This window comes from Paenibacillus sp. 22594 (genome assembly GCF_052044425.1).
Lineage (GTDB): Bacteria > Bacillota > Bacilli > Paenibacillales > Paenibacillaceae > Paenibacillus_AQ.
Genome location: NZ_JBQENA010000010.1, coordinates 1 through 24,497 on the forward strand (window position 1 = coordinate 1; position 24,497 = coordinate 24,497).

Consider the following 24,497-nt stretch of genomic DNA (forward strand, 5'->3'; position numbering starts at 1 on the left):
GACCGTTAAGCCCTCCAGCGCCGATGGTACTTGGACCGAAGGGTCCTGGGAGAGTAGGACGCCGCCAAGCACATGAAGCCATTGTTGAGCAATCGACAATGGCTTTTTTGTTGTTTTATTAAGTAAGAGATTTGTTAAGGAATAAAGATCTGTGGTATTTATAAGTGCTATGAAGAACAGTGGGGAAACTTATCCACATGTGGATAAGGGATATATTAAAACATTGTAGTCAAAGTACTCCCCAGTTTGTGTGGATAGTGTAGAATGATTGTGGATACAAAGGTTCCTTTTGATACTAAATCTAACGTTTTTGCGTTGCAAAGGAGATAGCGTAGTGGATAAATCAAATAATCTTCTGTGGACAGAGCAATTTGAGGTCCAGGCAAGCGATACGGATTGCCGTTCGCAGGCAAAGCTCTCTTTCATTTTGGAAATATTGCAGCGTACAGCTGACGCAGCTGTTAACGCATTGGGCTTGAGTCTGGAAAAAATGCTGGATAATGGAATGGGTTGGATGCTGATTACCTTGGACCTTGAGATCCGCCGTATGCCACGGCTAAATGATCAGCTAACAGTGCACACATGGAGTAAAGGAACCAAAGGAGCATTGTGGCAGCGGGATTATCGGCTTTATGACAAAAATGATATAGAGGTCGCTGTAGTACGTTCTGTATGGGCTTTAGTGGATATTGAAAAGCGGAAGATTTTGCGGCCAACTGCTATACCGGTGCCTGTAAACCACTATAGTGGTGATTCAGTAGGCGTTATGCCGGATAAGGCAACAATTCCAGATGATATAATTCTTCAAGCAGCATATCCCTACAAGGTAAGGTTCAGTGGCCTGGATAATAATCTACATTTGAATAATGCGAGGTATGGCGAGATCTGCTGTGATGCTCTTTCTTTGGAGGAATGGGGAACCAAGGAGTTGAAGCGTTTCCGGATAACTTATGTACAGGAAGCTAGGTTAGGCGATGAGCTTGAGATACAGCGTTCCGCCTTAACGAATGAAGGAATATATATGCAGGGTACAGCAGGAGATAAATTGTTTTTTACAGCTTGCCTGGGATTCTGAAGAAGCGGGAAGACCGTGCCGATTGCAAACATAGTCCTTATTACATAATAGCAGCTCAGTCGGTGGTATAAATATATACATTTGAGGTCTAGACTGCTCCTTTCAGTTAAAGGATAGAACTTATTCGATAATAAGGGCTGCCCATTCAGCCTGACGAAATTTTTGGACTTTGGGATCATGGTATAATAGGGTGTTGTCAGGGAAGGGAGAGAGCGATGAAGGTATTGGTACTTGCTGAGAAGCCGTCAGTTGCACGTGAAATTGCGCGGGTGATGGGCTGTGGGAACAAACAGAAGAGCTATATTGAAGGACCTAAATATGTAGTTACCTGGGCTTTGGGGCACTTGGTGGGCCTCGCGGAGCCGGAGGACTATAACAATAAATATGCCAGCTGGGCATTGGAGGATTTGCCGATTCTGCCGGAAAAGGCAAAGCTGAAGGTGCTGCGGGAAACGAACCAGCAGTATAAGGCTGTGCAGCAGCTGATGAAACGGCAGGACATTGAGGAACTGATTGTGGCTACGGATGCTGCGCGTGAAGGCGAACTGCTGGCGCGCTGGATCATGAATATGGCTGGCTGGAAGAAGCCGTTCCGGCGGCTCTGGATCTCTTCGCAGACGGATAAGGCGATTAAGGAAGGGTTTGCGTCGCTCCGTCCGGGCCGGGATTTCGACCGTCTATATGAATCGGCCCGTTGCCGAGCTGAGGCGGATTGGATGATCGGTCTTAACGTGACCCGGGCGCTGACCTGCAAGTTCGGCGCACCACTATCTGCCGGGCGGGTACAGACACCGACGCTAGGAATGATTATGGACCGGGAATATGAAATTACCGGCTTTCGTTCTCAGGAGTATGACCAGTTGACGGCCGATTTTGGTAGCTTCCAGGCAGGCTGGCGGGCCCAGGGCGGGGATGGGCGTATTTTTGACCGGGATAAATCGACGGTGCTGAAAGAGAAGCTCACCGGACGTAGCGGACGAATTACCAAGGTGCAAAAAAGTGAGAAAAGTGAACCACATCCCCTGGCCTATGATCTTACAGAGCTGCAGCGCGATGCGAACCGTAAGTTTGGCTTCTCGGCCAAGCAAACCTCCAGCGTACTCCAGAAGTTATATGAGCAGCACAAGCTGGTGACCTATCCGCGTACGGACAGCCGCTATCTGACTTCCGATATGACCGGTACGCTCAAAGAAAGGCTGGATAGCGTTGCTGTTGGGCCTTATGCGTCATTGGCAAGACCATTGCTACGCAAGCCGCTGCCGATTACTAAGCGGATTGTAGACGACAGCAAGGTGAGCGATCACCATGCGATCATTCCTACGGAGCAGACTGTACTTTTAAATCAGCTAAGTGCTGAGGAGCGCAAACTCTATGATCTCATTGTGCGGCGCTTCATCAGCCTGTTCTATCCAGCGGCGCGATATGATGTAGTAGCTGTAACCGTAAGTGTGGAAGGCGAGAGCTTCTATGTCAAAGGAACAACGGTAAAAGATCCTGGCTGGCGCGAAGTTTACGGTGGAGATATGAGCAGCGATGACGAAGAAGAGAGTGCCGCAGATGAACCAGCTCCGAGCAGTGTAAAGTTACCGGAGATGCGGGAGGGCGAAGCCGTTACCGTTCAGCGCTGTATGATCCGGCCAGGCCGGACGCAGCCGCCGAAGCGCTACAATGAAGCATCGTTACTGACACAGATGGAGAAGCATGGGCTGGGAACACCAGCTACACGCGCTGATATCATCGAGAAACTGGTCAGCTCCGATACGATTGAACGCCAGGGGAATCTTCTGCATCCGACAGGTAAGGGCAAACAGCTGATCGGGCTGGTGGCAGGACAACTGCGTACACCGGAGCTGACAGCGCGCTGGGAGGCGGAACTGGAAAAGATCGCCCGCGGACAGGGACGGCCGGAGCCTTTTCTGCAAGGGATACGCAGTATGGCGCAGGAGCTGGTGTCTGGCGTGAAGAACAGTGGTGCGGAATACAAGCCGCATAACGTCTCGAGCAGCCACTGTCCGAACTGTGGAACAAGAATGCTGGAGAAGAAAACCAAGCGCGGCAAGCTGCTGGTCTGCCCGGCAGATGACTGCGGATATACTCGTGCTGGAGAGAAGCAGCTGTCTAACCGCCGCTGCCCGCAATGCCACAAGAAGATGGAGCTTAAAGAGGGCAAAGCCGGGCTCTATGTCCAGTGTCTCGGATGCGGAATAACGGAGACCATGGACAAGGATCATAAGCATATCAACAAGCGCGAGCAGCAGAAGCTTGTGCAGCAATACAGCAAACCGGAAAGTGTGGGATCTAATTTGGGGGATCTGCTCAAAGCAGCGATGGAAGCCAAGGAGAAGGGCAAATAAGCAATTAAGGAAATAAGGAATTACAGGACCAGACTGATGTGAGTAGAGCGTGAGCTGGTTTAGGGATATATCATTAATGCAAAGAAGATTGCCGGAGGTATGGCAGTCTTCTTTTTTTGGAGTTAACGGAACAGGCTATCGCGGAAGTACGACGAACGGGGACTAAGCTGAAGGGTGAGGGCATCTCTATAAGGTACGAAGTGGCATTTCCGGGTACCTAAAGCGGCGATGGCAGGTATTGCCTATTTCAATCTGGGATCAAGCAGGCTTAAATAAGAATAAGCCTATGATTTAATTTATGATTTCCCCAAATTCAGTGTGGTATAAATTTACCGGTAGATATAATTGTGTTATGTTTCTTGACATCCACTTTCTGTGCTGCTCGCTAAGCAGATAATTATTCTGGACTGTCCAATACAAACCAGATATGTTTTACTTAAAGTTGAAGTGAAAAAGATATCGTTTTCGGGAAAATAGAAATGAGTGGGTGATCGTGTGGTAGCGGATCAGGGGCGAATGGATGCAAAACAAACGGCGGGAATTCAGGCAGGCTGGGGCGGGAGCCGTTTTTTCTTTTTGATAATTGTATTTATGTTCTGGTTCTCATCTTATATCTATGTTCCGGTGCTCTCACCGTATGTGGAGCATTTGGGGGCCTCTTATGTAATGGTAGGAACGGTCCTTGGGATATATGGGCTGATGCAGATTCTGTTCCGGCTGCCAATTGGCATAGGCTCGGATGTTCTGAACCGGCGTAGGCCGTTTATCTATCTGGGACTGATCGCAAGCGGCTCCAGCTGTCTGCTGTTCCTCGCGGGTGCAAGTCCTGGCTGGGCTCTAGCCGCACGGGCGGTTTCCGGAATTGCAGCCTCGGCTTGGGTTGTCTATTCGGTGATGTTTGCCGGATATTTTCCGAAGGAGCAAGCTGGGAGAGCCATGGGTATGCTGCAGTTCACCACAGTGATTGCACAACTTGCAAGCATGATGATCAGTGGATACATAACAGAGCATTGGGGTTGGAATGCCCCGTTTATCATTGGCGGAGTGGTTGCGGCGGCTGCACTGTTATTAGCGCTCCGCTTGCCGGAACAACAGCAGGACAAACGCGAAAATACGATAAAGATCAAGGACCTTGCTGAAGTGATCAAGGAACCGCTGCTGGTCAAAGTGTCGCTTTTATCGGTGCTGGCGCATTGTGTGCTCTTCATTACGATGTTCGGTTATACCCCGAATCAGGCGCTTGCCATTGGAGCGAGCAAGGAAAGCCTCGGTTGGCTTACGCTGGCCTTCATGCTGCCTCACGCGGCAGCGACGTTATATGGTTCCCGCTGGTTTGGTAGGCTGCTCGGAGACCGGGGAACGCTGCTGCTTGGTTTTGCCGGAAGTGCACTATTCACTCTGCTAATTCCGTCAATGCCAACACTCATCGCTCTGTGCGCGACCCAGGTGGGGAATGGTTTTATGCAGGGGCTGATCTTTCCTTTGCTGCTGGGCAAATCAGTCTCCGGGGTGGCTCCGTTCAAACGGGCGACGGCAATGGGGTTCTATCAGGCAGTGTATGCTATCGGTATGTCGGGTGGACCTTTTGTGGCGGGATGGATGAGTTCGGCTTATGGATTAAAGGGTGGCTTCTGGCTGGGAGGGATCGCGGCAGCACTTGCTGCATTGCTCTCCTGGGTATGGATCAGGGATGCGGGCAGAGCCGGTGGCCAAGTCCGGAGATCAGAGCAGAAACTTGGCAGCTGATGTAAGGGTTATTGGTTTTTTGTCCAAAAGGGTAATATAATATACAGTAGATAGGCTGTGTGGAGGAGGGGCTGGAAAGCATGGTCCAGGTTGTACTGCTGTGGTTCGCACTGATTAATATTATCGGGTATGTGGTCATGTCCGAGGACAAGAACAGGGCCCGTAAAAGACGGGACCGGGTGCCGGAAAAAACTTTGTTTTTGCTGGCATTCATGGGCGGAGCGCTAGGTGTTCTTATCGCCATGTACCGCAAACGTCACAAGACCAGGCATACTTCCTTCAGGATTGGAATTCCGCTCTTGCTGCTGCTGAATATCTTGCTCTATGGTTACTTTTTGGGATAGACAAAACAGAAGAAGAGGTGGCGTACATGTTATTCTCGAAAATTTTGCTGGCCTATGACGGTTCCAAGGCTTCCAATCAGGCGCTGGAGCGCGCAATCGAACTGGCTAAGGTAACTCCGGGCTCATCCCTTTATGTCGTACACGCTTTCGAATTCCCGCGGTTTTTTATCGGGGAAGCTCTCGCGCCTCTGCCGGCTTCAGTGAACAAGGATTATTATGATTTGGCGGTACAGACCACCGAAGAAGTGAAGAGCCGTCTGGAAGCGGAAGGACTGAACGCAACGGTTGAGCTGCTGCAAGGCTCTCCTGCTGAAGTGATATTGAGTTACGCTAAGGAGCATGGTGCGGATGTAATCGTGATCGGAAGCCGCGGGCTTGGCGGAATTCGTGAATTCGTTCTGGGCAGTGTCAGCCACAATGTCGTTCAGAGCGCACGTATTCCAGTTTTGGTCGTTAAATAATATATTTTCCAGGAGGAGCGCTATGCGTTCCCCTTTTTCTTATAGGCAGTTAAATCCCGTGCCCGCAAGAAAATCCAAATGTGCCCAAAAGCGAACGTTTCATCTCCTTTATATGACAATGTTCGTGTTTAAGTTGACATGAAGTGTAGGCCATTGTTAAGATGAACCTATGAAGAGCTCGTATAAAACCGGGGATAGGGCCCGGAAGTTTCTACCCGGTAACCGTAAATTGCCGGACTACGAGGGAATAGGATGACTAGAACGGCCGTCAGCGCCGCCCCGTGCCCGGGGCGGCGAGCTGTGCGCTTGTCCCTGTTACATGCCGCTGCAGCCATATATCCGATGCGGCACTCCTAATTCCTGCAGTAGTCTGGGTCCACCCGCAGCAAAATGCGTCTGGAATCCGGGCTTTTTTTTTCGGATTTATGGAAAACTGAATGGAAACAGGACAAACTTATAGCAACATGAGTCTCTAAAATAGGGAAGCGGAAGGTAGGTTGAATCATGTCTGTGCAGGTTGGTGTCATCATGGGTAGCAAATCAGATTGGGAAACGATGGAGCAAGCATGTCTTGTGCTTGAGGAGCTGGGCGTAGCGTATGAGAAAAAGGTGATCTCGGCACACCGCACACCGGATCTGATGTTCCGCTACGCCGAAGAGGCGGCAGGCCGCGGGCTGCGCGTGATTATCGCAGGGGCAGGTGGAGCTGCGCATCTGCCTGGTATGGTGGCAGCGAAGACGATGCTGCCTGTGATCGGTGTCCCTGTGCAGTCCAAGGCGCTGAACGGCCTGGATTCGCTGCTCTCTATCGTGCAGATGCCGGGTGGCATTCCGGTAGCCACGGTAGCGATTGGCCGTGCCGGGGCGACCAATGCGGGGCTGCTTGCCGCGCAGATCATCGGCGCGTTCGATCCTGAGGTGCAGAGCCGGGCGCAGCAGCGGCGCGATGCCATTCAGCGCGAAGTGCTGGAAAGCAGCGAGAGCCTATGAGGCCGGAGGAGCTGAAGGCAGAAGGCTCCGGCATGACGAGGGAAGGGAGCCGGGAAATGCTACAGGCAGAGGGTAAGGGGCTTGCTGATCCGGCAGCTGCGGCTTCTGGAGACGCAGGCGTGACAGGTGCCGGCACTCCCCGGACGTTGCTTCCAGGAGCAACCATCGGCGTGCTCGGCGGCGGGCAGCTCGGGCGTATGATGGCGCTGGCCGGCAGCGCCATGGGCTATCGCTTCGTGGCGCTGGACCCCGCGCCGGATGCGCCCTGCGGGCAGGTGACGCCGCAGATTACGGCGGCGTATAACGACCGGGACGCAGCGCGTGAGCTGGCGCAGCGCGCGGACGTCATCACGTACGAGTTCGAGAACGTCGACGCGGGCGTGGCCGCGCTGCTGACGGCAGAGTCGTACGTGCCGCAGGGCAGCGCGCTGCTGTATACGACGCAGCACCGGCTGCGCGAAAAAGCCGCCATCGAGGCCGCGGGCGTATCCGTTGCCCCGTACCGCAAGGTCGGCAGCCTGGCGGAGCTTACGGCCGCGGCTGCCGAGCTGGGCCTGCCCTGTGTGCTGAAGACAGCCACAGGGGGGTATGACGGCAAGGGACAAGCCGTCATCCGGCACCCTGAAGAGCTGGAAGCCGCGTTCCGTCAGGTAGCTCCCGGAACGCCTGCCGGGGGGGCGCTACCTGAGCTGGTGCTGGAGAAATTTGTCGCTTTTCAGTGCGAAATTTCTGTGGTTGCCGCCCGCAGCGCCTCCGGCGAGGTCAAGAGCTTCCCGCCTGCGGAGAACATTCACGTGAACAACATCCTGCACCTGTCCATCGTACCTGCAAGGGTGCCAGAGGAGATTCAGCGGCGTGCCTGCGAGCTGGCCGAACAGATTGTTGCCGGGATGAATGCGGTTGGATTGCTGGCCGTGGAAATGTTCGTGACCGATGAGGGCGAGCTGTTCGTAAATGAGCTGGCGCCGCGTCCGCATAATTCCGGGCATTATACAATGGACGCCTGCGTAACCTCGCAGTTCGAGCAGCACGTGCGTGCCATCTGCAATCTGCCGCTTGGTGACACCTCACTGCTGACCCCTGTGGTCATGGTGAACGTGCTCGGCCAGCATCTGGACGGGGCTGTTCAGGCAGTCAGTACGGTGAATGAAGAAGCAAACCGGCTTGGTGTAGCACCCAAGCTTCATATATATGGCAAGACCGAGAGCAAAACCGGCCGTAAAATGGGCCATATCAACCTGCTCTGCAAGGATACCGGCGACGGGCTGTCCTGGGTAGAGCAAACTAACCTTTGGAGGAACTGACCAGATATGATCGAACGTTACAGCAGACCTGAGATGCGGGCCATTTGGACCGAAGAAAATAAATTCAACGCGTGGCTGGAAGTGGAGATTTGCGCCTGTGAGGCTTGGGCCGAGCTAGGAGTAATCCCGCATGAGGATGCCGCGAAGCTGCGGAAGGATGCCAAATTCGACATCGACCGCATTAATGAGATTGAGCTGGAAACGCGCCATGATGTAATTGCTTTTACCCGTGCGGTATCCGAGAGCCTGGGTGCGGAGCGCAAATGGGTGCATTACGGACTCACTTCCACGGACGTTGTCGACACGGCGCTCGGCTACCTGCTGCGCCAGGCCAACGAAATCCTGGAGAAGGACATCATGAACTTTATCGAAATACTCAAAGACAAGGCACTGGCATACAAAGACACTCCGATGATGGGACGCACCCATGGCGTGCATGCAGAGCCCACCACCTTTGGCCTCAAAATGGCGCTCTGGTACGAGGAAATGAAGCGCAACCTGGAACGTTTCCGCCATGCTGCGAACGGTGTGCAGTTCGGCAAAATCTCCGGCGCGGTCGGCACTTACGCTAACATTGATCCGTCTGTTGAAGAATTCGTCTGCCGCAAGCTCGGCACCAGCCCGGCGCCAATTTCTACACAAACGCTGCAGCGTGACCGTCACGCCGAATATATGGCTACCCTGGCGCTTGTCGCCACGTCTCTGGACAAGTTCGCCACCGAGATCCGTGCACTGCAAAAGAGCGAAATCCGTGAGGTGGAGGAAGCTTTTGCCAAAGGCCAAAAAGGTTCCTCGGCAATGCCGCACAAACGCAATCCCATTGGCTGTGAGAACATCTCCGGCTTGTCGCGCGTCATTCGCGGCCACATGGTTACTGCTTACGAGAACGTGCCGCTGTGGCATGAACGCGATATCTCACACTCCTCCGTGGAGCGGATTATCCTGCCGGATGCAACCGTGCTGCTGAACTATATGCTGAACCGCTTCGGCAACATTGTGAAGAACCTGACCGTGTTCCCGGAAAATATGAAGCGCAACATGAACCGGACCTTCGGCGTACCGTTCTCCGGCCGTATTCTGACCAAGTTGATTGACAAAGGTTTCAGCCGTGAGCAAGCTTACGATACCGTGCAGCCGCGTGCGATGCAGGCCTGGGAGGAGCAAACCCAGTTCCGCGATATCGTTGAATCTACACCGGAGATCACTGCCGTGCTTAGCCCGGAAGAGATCGAGGATGCTTTTAATCCTTCTTGGCACCTTAAGCATGTGGACACCATCTTCCGCAAGCTGGAGCTTATTTAATAAAGGTAAGTTAGTGGTGAACTGAGGAGCTCGAGAATAATACGAGCGGGAAAGCGGGACAGTTGTAGTTCAGGAGCGTTAGCGACAGAATTGAAATGATAGGCGGTTAAAAAGGAACGGAGAGAAATTTTGGAACTGGAGAAGCGTTAGCGTTCGCCTAAAAGCTTTCCGTAGGAAAGCTCGCTTCGGAAGCATATGCTATGGTCAGATTTCTACCGCAGCTTGCGGTTAAATCAGAGAAATATGACCATAACAGCGATCGGAAGTCCAAACATTTCTTGCAGGGAACCTATTAACCAACAGATTAGTTCAAATTCACCAGCCAAGCGGAGAATAAGCAACGTCCCAGCTCTTTTAGCTCAAGTATATACGCAAGATCATTAGTTCAAGGGAGGAAAGGTCATGGCATACCCTGCCGTATCCACGGCTGTGGATCTGGTAAATGCACCGCTGCTCTACAAAGGTAAGGTCCGCGAATTATACGATCTGGGGGAAGAAATGCTGGTCGTCGTCACGGACCGGATATCCGCATTCGACTATGTCCTTGATCCGGCGGTGCCGGAGAAGGGCAATGTGCTCAACCGGCTCAGCGCCTTCTGGTTCGGATTAACCAAGGAGCTGATGGAGAACCATGTCGTGCATATCGATGTAGATCAGCTTGGAGAGATCGCGAAGGACCGGGAGGCGCTCAAAAACCGTGTCATGGTCGTCCGCAAGGCGGAACGAATTGATATTGAATGCGTCGTGCGCGGCTGCATCACCGGCGGAGGCTGGCGGCAATATCAGGAGACTGGGAAAGTCAACGGAATCGTGCTTCCCCCAGGCTTGCGTAAAAATGCAGCACTGGCCCAGCCGATTTTCACCCCTGCTGCGAAAAATGATGTCGGTCATGATGAGGATATCCCCTTTGAGAACATGCAGGAGCTGATTGGTGCGGAGCTGGCACTGGAGTTGAAGGAGAAGAGCCTGAAGCTGTTCGCTTTTGCCAGAGAATACTGTGAAGAGCGCGGTATCATCCTGGCCGATTGCAAATTCGAGTTCGGTCTGCTGGATGGCAAAGTGATCCTGATCGACGAGATTTTTACACCGGATGCTTCACGCTTCTGGGCCAAGGATAACTACGCACTGGATATTGAGATCGACAGCATGGATAAGGAACCGGTCCGGACCTACTTGTCCGCATCCTCTTGGGATAAGAACAGCACACCCGACCCGCTGCCTATTGAAGTTGTGGAAGAAACAACACGCCGTTATCTGGACATTTATCGCCGCCTCACCGGCAAGTCTTTATAGATTGTAAGTAGTTATAGTTACGCCAAGTCAAGCTCATTAAATTTTAGGAGGAACTACAAGCGTATGTTAAAAGCGACAGTCTATGTCACCATCAAGAAAAGTGTGCTCGATCCCCAAGGTGTAGCCGTGCAAGGAGCGCTGCATTCCGTAGGTTTTCAGGAAGTGGAGAGCTTGCGGATCGGCAAGTATATGGAGCTGACCCTGGATACCGACAACCGCGCTGAAGCGGAAGGACGCCTTAAAGAAATGTGCGAAAAGCTGCTGGCCAACACGGTGATCGAGGATTACCGCTACGAATTGGAGGACTAAAAGTCATGAAATTTGCTGTACTTGTCTTTCCGGGCTCCAATTGTGACATTGACTGCTACAAAGCTGTAGAAGACAGCCTTGGTGAGCCTGTAGATTACGTGTGGCATACGGCGACGGATCTGTCGGACTATGACTGCATTATTGTACCAGGCGGTTTCTCTTATGGTGATTATCTGCGCTGCGGCGCGATTTCCCGGTTTGCTCCGGTCATGGCCGAAGTGGCCAAAGCGGTAGAACAGGGCAAATACGTGCTGGGCATCTGTAACGGGTTCCAAATTTTGACCGAAGCAGGCTTACTGCCGGGAGCACTTCGCCGCAACATGTCGATGAAGTTCCGCTGTCATGATTCGGTGCTTAAGGTGGTTAATAACACTACCCCATTTACTATTGATTATGCGAAGGATGAAGAGATCGTCATTCCAATCGCGCACGGTGAAGGCAACTACTACTGCGATGAAGAGACTCTGGCCGGACTAAAAGCTAACAATCAGATCGTCTTCACTTACAGCGATAACCCTAACGGTTCTGTGGAACATATTGCGGGCATTTGCAATGTGCAGGGCAATGTAGTTGGCATGATGCCTCACCCGGAACGCGCGGCGAACAGCCTGCTGGGTTCGGAAGACGGCAAACGGATGTTCACATCCATTCTCAAGACATGGAGGGATCGTTATGACGCAGCAAGTATCCGTTAAGGAGCCGACCGCAGAGCAAATCGCGGAGCAGAAAATCTACAGTCAATTCGGTGTGTCGGACAGCGAATATGAGCTCATCACTTCTTTCATGGGCCGCAAGCCAAACTATACGGAAATCGGTGTATTCAGCGTAATGTGGTCTGAGCACTGCGCCTATAAGAACTCCAAACCGCTGCTGGGCCGTTTCCCTACAAGCGGACCGCGTGTACTGATGGGACCTGGTGAAGGTGCGGGAATCGTAGACATCGGTGACAACCAGGCGGTTGTATTCAAAATCGAAAGCCATAACCATCCATCTGCGGTCGAGCCTTATCAGGGCGCGGCGACCGGGGTGGGCGGAATCATCCGCGATATTTTCTCCATGGGTGCAAGACCGGTAGCGCTGCTCAACTCCCTGCGTTTCGGGAAGCTTGAGAGCGACCGGGTAAAATATTTGTTCGAGCATGTGGTATCCGGTATCGCAGGCTACGGTAACTGTATCGGAATTCCTACAGTGGGTGGCGAAATTATGTTTGACAACAGCTATGACGGCAATCCGCTGGTCAATGCGATGTGTGTCGGACTCATTGATCATGATAAAATCCAGCGCGGTGTCGCTAAAGGTGTGGGCAATCCAGTGTTTTACGTTGGTCCGCCTACCGGACGTGACGGGATTCACGGGGCAACCTTTGCCTCCGTTGAGCTGAGTGAAGAATCGGAAGCCAAGAAGACTGCAGTTCAGGTCGGCGATCCGTTTATGGAAAAGCTGGTCATGGAATCCTGCCTGGAGCTGATCGACAGCGGCATTGTGCTTGGCATTCAGGATATGGGCGCAGCCGGACTGACCTGTTCCAGTGCTGAAATGGCAAGTAAAGCGGGTAATGGTCTTGAACTCTATCTGGACCAGGTGCCACAGCGTGAAGACGGCATGACGCCTTACGAAATGATGCTCTCGGAGTCACAAGAGCGGATGCTGTTTGTGGTAGAGCCTAAGGATGAGGCTCAGGCACAGGAGATTTTTGACCGCTGGGGCGTCATTTGCCGCAAAGTGGGCAAGGTAACGGATGACGGCCGCCTGAAGCTGTTCCATCACGGCGAGGTTGTTGGCGATATGCCCGTAACGGCTCTTGTGGATGAATGCCCGATCTATAAAAAACCATCTGCAGTTCCTGCGTACTATGAGGAAAACGCCACGGTTGACACGCTGCGCTATGACGAGGTAACTGATCTCGGCGGCGCACTGCACACTATACTGGCTTCGCCGACAGTGGCAAGCAAAGCATGGGTATACAACCAGTACGATTATATGGTACGGACCAGCACTGCGGTGCGTCCAGGCTCGGATGCGGCAGTGGTTACGATCCACGGCACACGCAAAGGCCTGGCAATGACTACAGACTGCAACGGACGTTATGTCTATCTGGACCCAGAAGTGGGCGGACGGATTGCCGTCAGCGAAGCCGCACGTAACATCGTTTGTTCCGGGGCGAAGCCGCTGGCGATTACGGACAACCTGAATTTTGGCAGCCCGGAGAAGCCGGAGATTTTCTGGCAGATGGAACGGGCGGTAGACGGTATGGCTGAAGCCTGTCGTGTGCTGGATACGCCGGTTATTGGCGGAAATGTCAGCTTGTACAACGAAAATGAAGCCGGTGCTATCTATCCGACTCCGGTTGTTGGTATGGTGGGACTGGTTGAAGATACCGATCACATTACTACACAAGCCTTCAAGCAAGAAGGCGATGCTATTCTGCTGCTGGGTGTAACCAAAGCAGAGCTTGGCGGAAGTGAGTTCCAATATGCTGTGCATGGTTTGACTGAAGGACGTCCGCCAGAACTGGATCTGGCTACAGAGCAGAAGCTGCTGGATGCTGTGCTAGGCACCATCCGCAGCGGTCTGGTCCGCTCGGCGCATGACCTTTCGGAAGGCGGTTTGGCTGTAGCGCTGGCGGAGAGCTGCATCAGCGGTTCGATCGGCGCGAATGTGGAGCTGTCCGCTGGCGGATTGCGCCCAGATGTGGCGCTGTTCAGCGAGAGCCAGTCCCGCATTGTGCTGACATCGGCACCTGACCGTGCGGAAGAGCTGAAAGCAGCAATAGCTGCTTACGGTGTACCGGTAGAAATCATCGGAACCGTTGGTGGCGATAGACTGCGCGTGTCCCTGGACGGCGTATCCGCGCTGGACGAGGCTGTAGCAGCAATAAAAACCACTTGGGAGGATGCTATTCCATGTCTTATGAAATAAAGACCGGGAACAAGCAGGAGACCCCCATCCTGTGGACCGGCGACTTTTACAACGAAGGAACGGGCTCGGGAGATATTTTTGACACACTAAAAGAAGAATGCGGCGTTTTCGGGGTCTTTGGACACCCGGAGGCCGCCTCCATGTCGTATTACGGCCTGCACGCTCTGCAGCACCGGGGAGAAGAGAGCGCAGGCATCTGCGTGGCAGATGGACGCGATTTCAACTACCACCGGGGGATGGGACTGGTCAAAGAAGTGTTCGACAAGGACAAAATCGCCTCGCTGATCGGCAATATGTCCATTGGCCATGTGCGCTATTCCACCAGTGGCGACAGCCGGCTGACTAATGCGCAGCCGCTGGTCTTCAAATACCGTGACGGGGATCTGGCGATCGCCACCAACGGGAACATCGTCAATGAGCCGCTGATCCGTAAGCAGCTGGAGCAGGGCGGATCGATTTTCCAGACCACAAGTGACACGGAAGTCCTGGCGCATCTGATTGCGCGGTCGCAGAAGGATTTTGTCGAAGCTACCAAAGATGCGCTTAAGCAGCTCGTGGGAGGCTTCGCCTTCCTGCTGATGACCAATGACAAGCTGATCGTAGCCTCCGATACGCATGGCCTCCGCCCGCTAGTAATGGGACGTGTAGGGGAAGCTTATGTCTTCGCTTCGGAATCCTGCGCACTGGAAGTCATCGGTGCTCAGTTCGTCCGTGACATTGAGCCAGGCGAATTGCTGGTGCTTGATCAGAACGGCTTCAAGGAAGACCGTTTCGCCGAGCCGCAGCGCAAAGCACTGTGTGCCATGGAATATATTTATTTCGCCCGTCCCGACAGCGACCTGAACGGCTCCAACCTGCACTCCGCCCGTAAGCGGATGGGCAGCCGCATGGCCCTGGAAGCGTTTGTGGATGCAGACATCGTAACGGGGGTACCGGACTCCAGTATCTCAGCGGCCATTGGCTATGCCGAACAGACGGGTATTCCTTATGAGCTTGGCCTCATCAAGAACAAATACACGGGCCGGACCTTTATCCAGCCCAGCCAGGAACTCCGTGAGCAGGGCGTAAAGATGAAGCTGAGCGCAGTCCGCCGCGTCGTTGAAGGCCAGCGTGTAGTCATGATCGACGATTCCATCGTGCGCGGTACTACCTCGCGCCGGATCGTCAACCTGCTGCGCGAAGCCGGAGCAACTGAAGTCCATGTGCGGATTACTTCACCGCCATTCAAGAATCCTTGCTTCTACGGCATCGATACACCGGACCGCCGCGAGCTGATCGCTTCATACAAGTCGATTGCTGAAATGTGTGAAGAGATCAACGCCGATTCGCTGGCGTTCCTCTCCCCGGAGGGCCTGATCCAGTCCATCGGCGGGTATAACAGCGAGGATTACAAAGGCGGTTTGTGCCTATCCTGCTTCGATAATGATTACCCGACACAGGTGGATTTCGGCGGGGAAGAGAAGGACGGATGCAGCTGTTAGACATCCCCCTAAGTCCCCCTTGCAAAGGGGGATTCCGAAGGGCGCTGCCCTCCGGCCACCCGAAAGTTTGGCGGTAGGAGTTTGCTTTTAACTTTCTAAGTGGGCGTGGGTGCGGGGGCCCGCTTTGTCCTGCGGACACGCTTAACGGCGCACCGCGCCCTGGCGGCATGCTGCCTCGCCGGGCCTAAGAGCTCAAGCCCCCGTCCTGTTTGCTTCGCAAAAGCGGGGGTGCTCTCGGCTAAGGGGCGCACGGCTTCGCCCCGTGCGCCAACACCGAAGGCCCGAGCCCCCGTCCTGTTTGCTCCGCAAAAGCGGGGAAGCTCTCGCTTTAGGATCGCACGGCTTCGCCCCGTGCGCTAACACCAAAGGTTCAAGCCCCCGTCTGTTTGCTCCGCAAAAGCGGGGGGCTCTCGCTAAAGGAGGCGCTTGGCTTCGCCAAGAGCGCCGACTGACTGCCCTGTGCAAGGCGCGTAAGTTCGGCTTGCGGCCGGGTTTGAACCCGGTGGTTGGAGGGATGGAGAGGAAGTTTGGAACTGGAGAAGCGTAGCGCTTGCCTTTATGGGTGGATTTCTACCGCGAAGAGCGGTTCAAATCAAAGAAATCCAACCATAACAGCAATCGGAAGTCCAAACATTCCTTGTAATCACGATAATAACCACCCCAGCTTCAAATCCCTGCCGCCCCGACCACGCGCGTTCTAAACTAATTCAAATGAGGTGTCCCAAGTGTCAGAAGCTTATAAAAATGCCGGAGTGGATATTGCGGCTGGTAATGAAGCGGTTGAACGCATGAAAAAGCATGTGAAGCGCACGTACCGTCCGGAAGTTATGACGGAGCTGGGCGGCTTCGGAGCGCTCTTTGGTCTCAATAAAGACAAGTATGAAGAGCCGGTGCTCGTATCGGGAACCGATGGGGTGGGCACGAAGCTCAAAATTGCTTTCGCGGCCGACCGCCACGACACGATTGGTATCGATGCCGTAGCCATGTGTGTGAATGATATTGTAGTACAGGGTGCAGAGCCGTTGTTCTTCCTCGACTACCTGGCCTGTGACAAGGTGGTGCCGGAGAAGATCGAGGCTATTGTTGCCGGGATCGCTGAAGGCTGCCATCAGGCAGGCTGTGCGCTGATCGGCGGCGAGACTGCGGAGATGCCGGGTATGTATTCAGCAGGCGAATATGATATCGCCGGATTCACGGTGGGTGTGGCTGACAAGGCGAAGCTGGTAACAGGTGCGGACATTGCACCTGGAGATACAGTCATTGGTCTGGCTTCCAGTGGGGTGCACAGCAACGGGTTCTCGCTGGTGCGCAAGCTTTTGCTGGAGGAAGACGGCTATGAACTGAGCGCTGTGGTTCCAGAACTGGGTGCTCCGCTGGTAGATGTGCTGCTGGCACCTACCAAGATCTATGTGAAGCCGCTGCTGGCACTGCTGGAGCAGCTCCCGGTCAAGGGCATGGCGCATATTACCGGAGGCGGGTTCATTGAGAACATTCCGCGCGTACTACCGGATGGTGTGAATGTAGAGATCAACTACGGCTCATGGCCAATATTGCCAATTTTCGATTTGATGCAGAAGAAGGGCAATGTGAGCAACCGCGACATGTTCACCACCTTTAATATGGGTGTAGGTCTGGTGATGGTTGTAGCTGAAGCTGATGGCGAGCGTGCGCTGGAGCTGCTGAAGACTGCCGGGGAAGAAGCTTACCGGATAGGCACAGTAACGGAAGGGGAACGTATCGTTACCTTTACGGGAGCTGAAGTCTGATGCAGTGGAGCCGGATCGCTGTTTTTGCTTCCGGGCAGGGCAGCAATTTTGCCGCACTGGCAGAGGCGGAGCGGGCAGGATTGCTTGGCGGAGGCCGAATTGAGCTGCTCGTGTCCGACAGGCCGGAAGCGCCTGTGGCGAAGCGGGCAGAGGAGGCGGGCATTCCCGCCCTCCTGCTGCGGCCGAAGGATTTTGCAAGCCGTGAGCTGTATGAGGCCGAGATTGTAGCTGAACTGAAGCGCCGGGATATCGGTCTGATTGTTCTGGCCGGATACATGCGGTTGATTACCCCGGTTTTGCTTGAACCTTATACAGGACGGATTATCAACATTCATCCTTCGCTTTTGCCGGCCTTTGCCGGTAAGGACGCCATTGGCCAGGCGCTGGATTATGGCGTCAAGCTGACGGGAGTCACCGTGCATTTTGTCGATGGAGGGATGGACACCGGTCCGGTTATTGCCCAGCGCAGTGTGGTCGTCGATCCTGGCGATACGCCGGAATCGCTGGCAGAACGCATCCATACGATCGAATATGAGCTGTATCCAGAGGTTGTGCGTGCATTGGCTGAGGGAAAGGTTACGCTGGAGGGCAGACAGACCATTATCCGTAAATAGCGGCATACCGGCTCAAGAAGCATCTAGGCGGCAGCCTGAGCAATGAGTAGGAATGTTCCTGAGAGACAGTCATCTTTTTTGAGAAATCGTAATCATCAACCGGCATGAGCGCATAAATCGACTTGCTCAGACAAGCCTGACCTGTTCTGATATTTCTCGGGAAATATTGCACAAGCGGGGAGTAGCTGCCCGGATGCAGGGGGATTTTGTTCTTTATTGCGCTGAGGATGAAGTCAGAAAATGCGGATATTTGCATGGCATTGAATTTTGATAAATTCATTTTCACATAGCAGTGCTTCAGTACCGATTCACCTGAAACTAAATTCAGCATCATCCGGAGGGGGACTATTCAAAGTGAGTATCAAAAGAGCGCTGGTCAGCGTATCGGACAAACAGGGCATCGTGGATTTTTGCCGCGAGTTGTCTGCATTGGGCGTAGAAATCATCTCCACAGGCGGCACTAGCACCCTTTTGGCCAAAGAAGGCGTACCGGTCATCGGCATTTCCGATGTGACGGGCTTTCCGGAAATTATGGATGGACGTGTTAAAACACTGCATCCGGCTGTACACAGCGGCCTTCTGGCGGTTCGTGACAACCAGGAGCATACGCGTCAGATGCAGGAGCTGGGTCTGGACTACATCGATCTGGTCGTGGTAAATCTCTATCCGTTCGCGGAGACGATTGCCAAACCGGATGTGTCCTACGAGGAAGCAATCGAGAACATCGATATCGGCGGACCTACGATGCTGCGTTCGGCGGCGAAGAACCATGCTTTTGTCAGTGTGGTAGTGGATGCAGCCGATTATGCCACTGTGCTTGAGGAAGTACGCGCAGGCGGAGATACGACTCTGGAGACCCGCAAACGTCTTGCGGCAAAAGTCTTCCGCCACACGGCGGCTTACGATGCCCTGATTTCCGATTACCTGGCGAATGTGACCGGTGAACCGCTGCCGGAGCGCTATACGGTAACCTACGAGAAGATTCAGGATCTGCGTTACGGGGAGAATCCGCATCAGAAGGCTGCCTTCTACCGCAAACCTCTGGCTGCCAAGGATACACTCACGGCTGCCGAGCAGTTGCACGGAAAAGAGCTCTCCTACAATAATATCAATGATGCCAATGCGGCTCTGCAGATTGTAAAGGAGTTCGAAGAGCCGGCTGTTGTAGCAGTTAAGCACATGAATCCTTGCGGTGTAGGCGTAGGGGCAAGCGTATATGAGGCTTATCAAAAAGCCTATAATGCCGATCCAACCTCCATCTTCGGCGGGATTGTAGCCGCGAACCGGATTATTGATGCCGATACGGCCAATATGCTGAAGGATATTTTTCTGGAAATCGTGCTGGCCCCGGGCTTTACCGACGAAGCGCTGGAAATTCTCACGAAGAAAAAGAACATCCGGCTGCTCAAACTCGGCAATCTCAGCACGGCTGCAGCGCGGAAATCGAGCTTTGTGGTGACCTCTATTGAAGGCGGTATGGTCGTTCAGGAGAGCGATGTGCATTCCGTCAATCCTGAGGAGCTGCAGGTAGTGACTACCCGCAAGCCAACCGAGGAAGAATTGAAGCAGCTGCTGTTCGGCTGGAAAGTCGTTAAGCATGTGAAATCTAACGCGATTGTGCTGGCGGCAGACGATATGACAGTCGGCGTAGGCGCAGGCCAAATGAACCGTGTCGGTGCAGCAAAGATCGCCATTGAGCAAGCCGGGGAGAAAGCCAAGGGCTCCATACTCGCATCCGATGCCTTTTTCCCGATGGGAGATACGCTGGAAATGGCGGCAAAAGCAGGGATAACCGCAGTCATTCAACCAGGTGGTTCCATCAAGGACGAGGAATCCATCAAGGTTGCTAACGAATATGGTATTGCCATGGTCTTCACCGGCGTTCGCCATTTCAAACACTAGAACGCTGGGAGGACTCATTTCAATGGATATTTTAGTAGTGGGCGGGGGCGGCCGGGAGCATGCCATCATCTGGAGCCTGTCCCGCAGTCCCAAAGCCGGTAAAATCTACTGTGCACCCGGCAACGCCGGGATTGCACAGCTTGCGGAATGTGTACCGATCGGCGTGTTCGAGTTCGATAAGCTGACCGCTTTCGCCAAGGACAAGAACATTGACTATGTCGTAATCGGACCGGATGATCCGCTTGCCGCAGGTATAGTCGATGCATTTGAAGCGAAACATATTCCTGTATTCGGCCCACGCAAGAATGCGGCGGAAATTGAAGGCAGCAAGACCTTTATGAAGGATCTCCTGCATAAATACAGCATTCCTACCGCAGCTTATGAGAAGTTCAGCGATTATGAGGCTGCACTCGCCTATTTACGCAGCCAGGGCCTGCCGATTGTCATTAAGGCGGACGGGCTGGCGGCTGGAAAAGGCGTAACCGTGGCTTATTCTCAAGAAGAAGCGGAGCTTGCCTTGCGGGATATCATGGTGACCAAGGTGTTTGGGGAAGCCGGTGCACAGGTGGTCATTGAGGAGTTTCTGGCCGGGCAGGAAATGTCGATTCTTGCCTTTGTTGATGGAGAAACCGTGCGTCCGATGGCTGCTGCACAGGACCACAAGCCTGCATTTGACGGCGACAAAGGTCCCAATACAGGCGGAATGGGTACCTATTCACCTCTGCCGCATATTGACGAGGCCATCATTCAGGAAGCCGTGGAAACGATTATCAAGCCGACTGCCCGGGCAATGGTGTCGGAAGGCCGACCATTCAGCGGCGTCTTGTTCGCCGGTCTGATGATCTCTCCGGATGGCAAACCGAAGACCATTGAATTTAATGCACGCTTTGGCGATCCCGAGACACAGGTCGTGCTTCCAAGATTAAAGAGTGATCTGCTGGAGATCTTCCTTGCGGTAACCGAGGGAAGACTCGCGGATATCGAGATTGAATGGAGCGAGGAAGCTGCGGTATGCGTAGTCTTGGCTTCTGAAGGATACCCGGGCCCTTATCCAAAAGGAGTGCCGATTTCAGGACTTGAGGACCGCTCCAATGAGCTGGTTTTTCATGCCGGAACTGCGCGTACGGAAGATGGGACATGGGTGACCAATGGCGGACGGGTGCTGGGTGTCGTTGGCCTGGGAGCCAGCATTGCCGAAGCGCGTTCAGCAGCATATGCCAGTGCGGCAAAGATTTCATTTCCCGGAATGCACTGCCGCACCGATATCGCCATGAAGGCACTGGTCTGAGGACAAAGCACTGTATTAGAGAATCCTTTTACGCTATTAGTCCTAAAAAAGGACTGACAAGTGATAGAAGAAGTGCTATAATACAACTCGTACGGGGGAAAATGTGCGGATATATACAGATAAAGGGTCTTTCCTTTCAGGAAAGGCCTTTTTTAAATCATCAGAAATGCAAGTCATATAGAATGCCTCGTGCCGGGAAATGATACCTGTAGTGCTAAAGCAGCAATACGCTCATGCGAATGGTTAGTTACAGATTTAAGGGGGAATTACTTTTGAGTAAGGTTGGAAGAAATGACTTATGCCCATGCGGAAGTGGGAAAAAATATAAGAGATGCTGCCTGGGCAAGGAATCCTCTGTGGTAGAATCCATACTGCGGCTGGTAACAACGGAGGAAGCGGCCGCGAAAGAGGCTGCTTCCTCGCTGCCGGAAATGGAAGAGCCGGTCCAGGAAACTGCGATTCGGCCTGAGAACAAGCTTACCCTGACCAAACTGAAAAAAATGGTGGCGCGTGAACTGAAATGGGAGCACCCGGCTCACGAACAGCTGGCTTTGCAGCTTATCGAAAGTATGAGAAATCAATACGAGCGGGAGCTGATTTTTGAAGCTCTGGTGCTGTGGAACGGCTATTCCCGCCAGACCAGACCTGCTGTAAAGAAGACAGGCTCCTTCTGCGCGGCGATCGAGTATCTGCTGTCTGAGGAATACGGCTTCAATATTTCACAGGCCGATCTCGCCGTCAAATATGAGGTCACAACGGCTACAATCTCACGCAAGGTCAAAGAATTGCTTAACTATATCGAAGAGTATGGCATGGGCGGCGAGGCAGATGAGCTTTTGGCAATGAACGGCCCGGGCACACCAAAAGATAAAGCACAGGCTCTGCTCTACAAAGCCATGGAAGCGACGTCCTCCAAACGGAGAATACAGCTGGCGCAGACTGCGCTGGACCTGTATCCCGATAGCTCAGACGCCTATCTGATCCTGGCAGAGGAATCGGAGAATGAGCATGACGCACGGGCTCATCTCAAGGCGGGGATCGCTGCAGGTGAACGCGAGCTGGGTGAACTCTTTTTTGAGAAGAATAAGGGGGACTTCTGGGGGCTTCATGAGACCCGGCCATACATCCGGATTTGTAAAAGCTACGCCGAATCCTGCTGGTTTGGCGGAAATGCCAAAGAAGCAGCGCAAATCCTGGAGCATATTCTGGAGCTGAATACGGAAGACAATACCGGTGCGCGCTACCTGCTCGCTGCCGTATATCTGTACAGCAACCAGTTGAAGCAGGCAGAGCAGGTGCTGGAGAAGTACGGCAAGGATGATGCCGCAGCCGCTTTTGCCTATGACCGCATCATTCTCGAATACAAGAAGAACGGAATCACTTCCCAGCTCAAAATGCTGTACCGCGTGGCACGCGGTGTGAACAAGCATGTGCCCGATTATCTGCTGGGCGTGAAGCGGCTGCCGCATAACCTCCCTGATTTTGTCGGAATGGGCGATTCCAATGAAGCGATTGAATATGTCATTATGCACTCCCGTCTATGGGCGAGTGTGCCTGATCTGCTGAAGTGGATGCTGAAGCAGTAGGGGTTGACACTGAAATACGAATCACAGCCGGATATGGCTGTGATTTTTTGTTTTTTTATGTCTGAATTTCACGCGAAAAATGGCGTATTATATAACATGATGCAGAAAAAAGTAGAATGCAAAAAAAAGAATTGACCTGACGGAAAAATGTGGTTATATTTGCAATATATTAGAAAATAATATCAAATGTTAGCGAAGCTACATCGGGAAATTTCGCCATTGTTAAGCGGTTCTAAGGGGTGGTTTTTTTGAGCCATGCAACCACGATTCGCACCGAGCTGGAGAGTTTTATCGAACGCGAGGCCCTGAGCTTCAGCCAATTGGGACGGCTTGCGGGGCTTAATGCAGGTACCGTGAGCTCTATTCTGAAGGGTAACCGGATTATGGGCGTGGATCAGCTGGACCGTATGACTGCTGTCCTCGGCTTACCCAAAGGACATTTTTACGAGCAATATATTCAGGAATGCATGGTTGAAGCCGTACCGAACTGGCGCAGGGTCAGACCCTTTCTGTGCCGCTGTGCTGAACTGGACAAGCTGGATTGCATCAGGAGAATCCTGCCGTTGCTGTTGGATAATCTGACATATTCTCCTTTGCTGTTTGAGGTAGCTGAGGAGTTCTTCGTGGAAGGCAGACGCGCCGCAGCAGTCTTGCTCTATGAGAGCGTTGCCCTCAGTGAGAGGAGGCAGCATTCCGAACGCCTGGCCTTTTGCCAGTATCGCCTGTTTACGCTTCGGCTAAGCGATAATCAGGAGGACAACCTCCAGTGTGCGCTCCAGTTTGAGCCTTTTGTAGACCGGCTTGACGAAATCGATCAGCTTGATGCGCTACGGGATCTGGCGAATACCTACCGTTCGCTGAGGCGTTGGGACAAAGTGGAACCGATAGCCGAGGAGATGGAACGGCTGGCAAGAATCCAGCTCTTTACGATACCACAGCCAGCGAGAGGAAAACGGGAGCAGCCTAAGAAACCTAAGAAACCGATGTTTGTATATTTGGCCTTCTCTTATCTGCTTCGTGGGAGCGTCTGCGATTCCAGGAACGATTATGAGCAGGGAATCCAATATACATACGCCTATGAAGACTTGAGCTGGGTCAAGGAAACCGATGAGGACACCCTGCATTGGCTGAAACTGTATAAAGGATGGGCACAGGCCAACATCTACGTATCCAAGCTGATGCGCGGGGATGAAAGTGTGCTAGCCGATTATGTTTTCTATATTGAACAGAACAAGGATGAGCTTCTGGTTGGCTTATTAAACATTACAGAGGCGGCCAATCTGTTTGATCTCAATGTGGATCACATCCTGCAGTATTTTAATTCTGAAATCAACGGCTACATGCAGATAAAACATCAAGAGGCTGTGGGTGTATATACGAAGCAAGTGGTCTCTGAGCAGCATGCCCGTTTTCTGTACGGGGTGGCCCTGTACTATCTGAGACAAAGATTATACCAGTTAGGCTTTGAATACTTACTGTCTAGTCTGTTCACGTCATCTCTCATCAACAACGAAACCCGTATTCTCGCCTGTGTGAGGTTATTTGAGAGATATAGAGCATTTGCACCCCATGAAATACAACATAGATATCAGAACCTATTAAAAGAGGAGGAAGAAGAACATGAAAAGAAAATTGGCATCTCTATTGGTCGTAGCTAGTTTTGCCCTGGTGCTTGTTGTTCCAATTCATTCGAGTACCTCACATTCCTTCGTCATTCTGTCCGATAATCATGGAGGTTAATCTATTACTATAGTTTTGGAGTA

At 52.9% G+C, this 24,497-nt stretch carries 20 protein-coding genes and 1 riboswitch; of the genes, 19 read left to right on the forward strand and 1 reads right to left on the reverse strand.

Annotated elements, in window-relative coordinates:
- The first annotated feature begins 334 nt into the window (after positions 1 to 334).
- From ACTJKB_RS25145 to purN, 15 genes are all read left to right on the forward strand, one after another.
- The gene (locus ACTJKB_RS25145; RefSeq protein ID WP_440837081.1) at positions 335 to 1,075 is read left to right on the forward strand and encodes an acyl-[acyl-carrier-protein] thioesterase; all 741 of its coding nucleotides are present in this window, start codon (positions 335 to 337) and stop codon (positions 1,073 to 1,075) included.
- 215 nt (positions 1,076 to 1,290) lie between these two features.
- Positions 1,291 to 3,429 (forward strand): DNA topoisomerase III, encoded by a 2,139-nt coding sequence (locus ACTJKB_RS25150; RefSeq protein ID WP_440837082.1) that lies wholly within the window; start codon positions 1,291 to 1,293, stop codon positions 3,427 to 3,429.
- A 483-nt stretch (positions 3,430 to 3,912) separates the two neighbouring features.
- Positions 3,913 to 5,175, forward strand: a complete 1,263-nt coding sequence (locus ACTJKB_RS25155; RefSeq protein WP_440837083.1) for an MFS transporter — start codon at positions 3,913 to 3,915, stop codon at positions 5,173 to 5,175.
- A gap of 80 nt (positions 5,176 to 5,255) precedes the next feature.
- Positions 5,256 to 5,519 carry a DUF1294 domain-containing protein gene (locus tag ACTJKB_RS25160; protein WP_074102819.1) on the forward strand — a complete coding sequence of 88 codons (264 nt, stop codon included), beginning with the start codon at positions 5,256 to 5,258 and terminating at the stop codon, positions 5,517 to 5,519.
- A 26-nt stretch (positions 5,520 to 5,545) separates the two neighbouring features.
- Positions 5,546 to 5,980 (forward strand): universal stress protein, encoded by a 435-nt coding sequence (locus ACTJKB_RS25165; protein ID WP_074112691.1) that lies wholly within the window; start codon positions 5,546 to 5,548, stop codon positions 5,978 to 5,980.
- Between the two features lie 158 nt (positions 5,981 to 6,138).
- Positions 6,139 to 6,240, forward strand: a riboswitch (purine riboswitch).
- 244 nt (positions 6,241 to 6,484) lie between these two features.
- Positions 6,485 to 6,970, forward strand: coding sequence for a 5-(carboxyamino)imidazole ribonucleotide mutase (purE, locus tag ACTJKB_RS25170; protein ID WP_440837084.1), 486 nt, complete (start codon positions 6,485 to 6,487; stop codon positions 6,968 to 6,970).
- A gap of 56 nt (positions 6,971 to 7,026) precedes the next feature.
- Positions 7,027 to 8,274, forward strand: coding sequence for a 5-(carboxyamino)imidazole ribonucleotide synthase (purK, locus tag ACTJKB_RS25175; RefSeq protein WP_440837085.1), 1,248 nt, complete (start codon positions 7,027 to 7,029; stop codon positions 8,272 to 8,274).
- A 6-nt stretch (positions 8,275 to 8,280) separates the two neighbouring features.
- Positions 8,281 to 9,576 carry an adenylosuccinate lyase gene (gene purB, locus ACTJKB_RS25180; RefSeq protein WP_440837086.1) on the forward strand — a complete coding sequence of 432 codons (1,296 nt, stop codon included), beginning with the start codon at positions 8,281 to 8,283 and terminating at the stop codon, positions 9,574 to 9,576.
- A gap of 402 nt (positions 9,577 to 9,978) precedes the next feature.
- Positions 9,979 to 10,869, forward strand: a complete 891-nt coding sequence (locus ACTJKB_RS25185; protein WP_440837087.1) for a phosphoribosylaminoimidazolesuccinocarboxamide synthase — start codon at positions 9,979 to 9,981, stop codon at positions 10,867 to 10,869.
- 63 nt (positions 10,870 to 10,932) lie between these two features.
- Positions 10,933 to 11,178 carry a phosphoribosylformylglycinamidine synthase subunit PurS gene (gene purS, locus ACTJKB_RS25190; protein ID WP_019913657.1) on the forward strand — a complete coding sequence of 82 codons (246 nt, stop codon included), beginning with the start codon at positions 10,933 to 10,935 and terminating at the stop codon, positions 11,176 to 11,178.
- 5 nt (positions 11,179 to 11,183) lie between these two features.
- Complete coding sequence (gene purQ / locus ACTJKB_RS25195) at positions 11,184 to 11,873, forward strand: phosphoribosylformylglycinamidine synthase subunit PurQ (protein ID WP_074084245.1); 690 nt, start codon at positions 11,184 to 11,186, stop codon at positions 11,871 to 11,873.
- Positions 11,851 to 14,097 (forward strand): phosphoribosylformylglycinamidine synthase subunit PurL, encoded by a 2,247-nt coding sequence (gene purL, locus ACTJKB_RS25200; protein WP_440837088.1) that lies wholly within the window; start codon positions 11,851 to 11,853, stop codon positions 14,095 to 14,097. Before purQ ends, purL begins: the two co-directional genes overlap by 23 nt.
- Positions 14,082 to 15,578, forward strand: coding sequence for an amidophosphoribosyltransferase (purF, locus tag ACTJKB_RS25205; protein WP_440837089.1), 1,497 nt, complete (start codon positions 14,082 to 14,084; stop codon positions 15,576 to 15,578). The genes purL and purF overlap by 16 nt, the downstream gene beginning before the upstream one ends.
- Before the next feature lie 725 nt (positions 15,579 to 16,303).
- The gene (gene purM / locus ACTJKB_RS25210; protein WP_440837090.1) at positions 16,304 to 17,344 is read left to right on the forward strand and encodes a phosphoribosylformylglycinamidine cyclo-ligase; all 1,041 of its coding nucleotides are present in this window, start codon (positions 16,304 to 16,306) and stop codon (positions 17,342 to 17,344) included.
- The gene (purN, locus tag ACTJKB_RS25215; RefSeq protein WP_440837091.1) at positions 17,344 to 17,958 is read left to right on the forward strand and encodes a phosphoribosylglycinamide formyltransferase; all 615 of its coding nucleotides are present in this window, start codon (positions 17,344 to 17,346) and stop codon (positions 17,956 to 17,958) included. Before purM ends, purN begins: the two co-directional genes overlap by 1 nt.
- On the opposite strand, the gene ACTJKB_RS25220 is transcribed toward purN, so the two are convergent.
- Positions 17,945 to 18,244 (reverse strand): hypothetical protein, encoded by a 300-nt coding sequence (locus ACTJKB_RS25220; protein WP_440837092.1) that lies wholly within the window; start codon positions 18,242 to 18,244, stop codon positions 17,945 to 17,947. The two genes, purN and ACTJKB_RS25220, sit on opposite strands and share 14 nt — an antisense overlap.
- Positions 18,245 to 18,312: 68 nt before the next feature.
- Here ACTJKB_RS25220 and purH point away from each other — a divergent pair, with 68 nt between their 5' ends.
- The 4 genes from purH to ACTJKB_RS25240 all read left to right on the forward strand — a co-directional run bounded on the left by purH (position 18,313) and on the right by ACTJKB_RS25240 (position 24,392).
- Positions 18,313 to 19,860, forward strand: a complete 1,548-nt coding sequence (gene purH / locus ACTJKB_RS25225; RefSeq protein ID WP_440837093.1) for a bifunctional phosphoribosylaminoimidazolecarboxamide formyltransferase/IMP cyclohydrolase — start codon at positions 18,313 to 18,315, stop codon at positions 19,858 to 19,860.
- Positions 19,861 to 19,882: 22 nt separating this feature from the next.
- Positions 19,883 to 21,148, forward strand: a complete 1,266-nt coding sequence (gene purD / locus ACTJKB_RS25230; protein ID WP_440837094.1) for a phosphoribosylamine--glycine ligase — start codon at positions 19,883 to 19,885, stop codon at positions 21,146 to 21,148.
- A gap of 239 nt (positions 21,149 to 21,387) precedes the next feature.
- On the forward strand, positions 21,388 to 22,734 hold the full coding sequence (locus ACTJKB_RS25235) for an SEC-C metal-binding domain-containing protein (protein ID WP_440837243.1): 1,347 nt from the start codon (positions 21,388 to 21,390) through the stop codon (positions 22,732 to 22,734).
- 248 nt (positions 22,735 to 22,982) lie between these two features.
- Entirely contained in the window at positions 22,983 to 24,392 is a 1,410-nt protein-coding gene (locus ACTJKB_RS25240; protein ID WP_440837095.1) for a transcriptional regulator, read from the forward strand.
- The last annotated feature ends 105 nt before the right edge of the window (positions 24,393 to 24,497 follow it).

Excerpts from the sequence above, each read along its gene's own strand:
- ACTJKB_RS25165 (WP_074112691.1), top strand. The coding sequence starts at position 5,546 with ATGTTATTCTCGAAAATTTTGCTGGCCTATGACGGTTCCAAGGCTTCC.
- ACTJKB_RS25150 (WP_440837082.1), top strand. The coding sequence starts at position 1,291 with ATGAAGGTATTGGTACTTGCTGAGAAGCCGTCAGTTGCACGTGAAATT.
- ACTJKB_RS25160 (WP_074102819.1), top strand. The coding sequence starts at position 5,256 with ATGGTCCAGGTTGTACTGCTGTGGTTCGCACTGATTAATATTATCGGG.
- purE (WP_440837084.1), top strand. The coding sequence starts at position 6,485 with ATGTCTGTGCAGGTTGGTGTCATCATGGGTAGCAAATCAGATTGGGAA.
- purQ (WP_074084245.1), top strand. The coding sequence starts at position 11,184 with ATGAAATTTGCTGTACTTGTCTTTCCGGGCTCCAATTGTGACATTGAC.
- purL (WP_440837088.1), top strand. The coding sequence starts at position 11,851 with ATGACGCAGCAAGTATCCGTTAAGGAGCCGACCGCAGAGCAAATCGCG.
- purD (WP_440837094.1), top strand. The coding sequence starts at position 19,883 with ATGGATATTTTAGTAGTGGGCGGGGGCGGCCGGGAGCATGCCATCATC.
- purF (WP_440837089.1), top strand. The coding sequence starts at position 14,082 with ATGTCTTATGAAATAAAGACCGGGAACAAGCAGGAGACCCCCATCCTG.
- purK (WP_440837085.1), top strand. The coding sequence starts at position 7,027 with ATGCTACAGGCAGAGGGTAAGGGGCTTGCTGATCCGGCAGCTGCGGCT.
- purB (WP_440837086.1), top strand. The coding sequence starts at position 8,281 with ATGATCGAACGTTACAGCAGACCTGAGATGCGGGCCATTTGGACCGAA.
- ACTJKB_RS25185 (WP_440837087.1), top strand. The coding sequence starts at position 9,979 with ATGGCATACCCTGCCGTATCCACGGCTGTGGATCTGGTAAATGCACCG.
- ACTJKB_RS25235 (WP_440837243.1), top strand. The coding sequence starts at position 21,388 with ATGGTTAGTTACAGATTTAAGGGGGAATTACTTTTGAGTAAGGTTGGA.
- purN (WP_440837091.1), top strand. The coding sequence starts at position 17,344 with ATGCAGTGGAGCCGGATCGCTGTTTTTGCTTCCGGGCAGGGCAGCAAT.
- purS (WP_019913657.1), top strand. The coding sequence starts at position 10,933 with ATGTTAAAAGCGACAGTCTATGTCACCATCAAGAAAAGTGTGCTCGAT.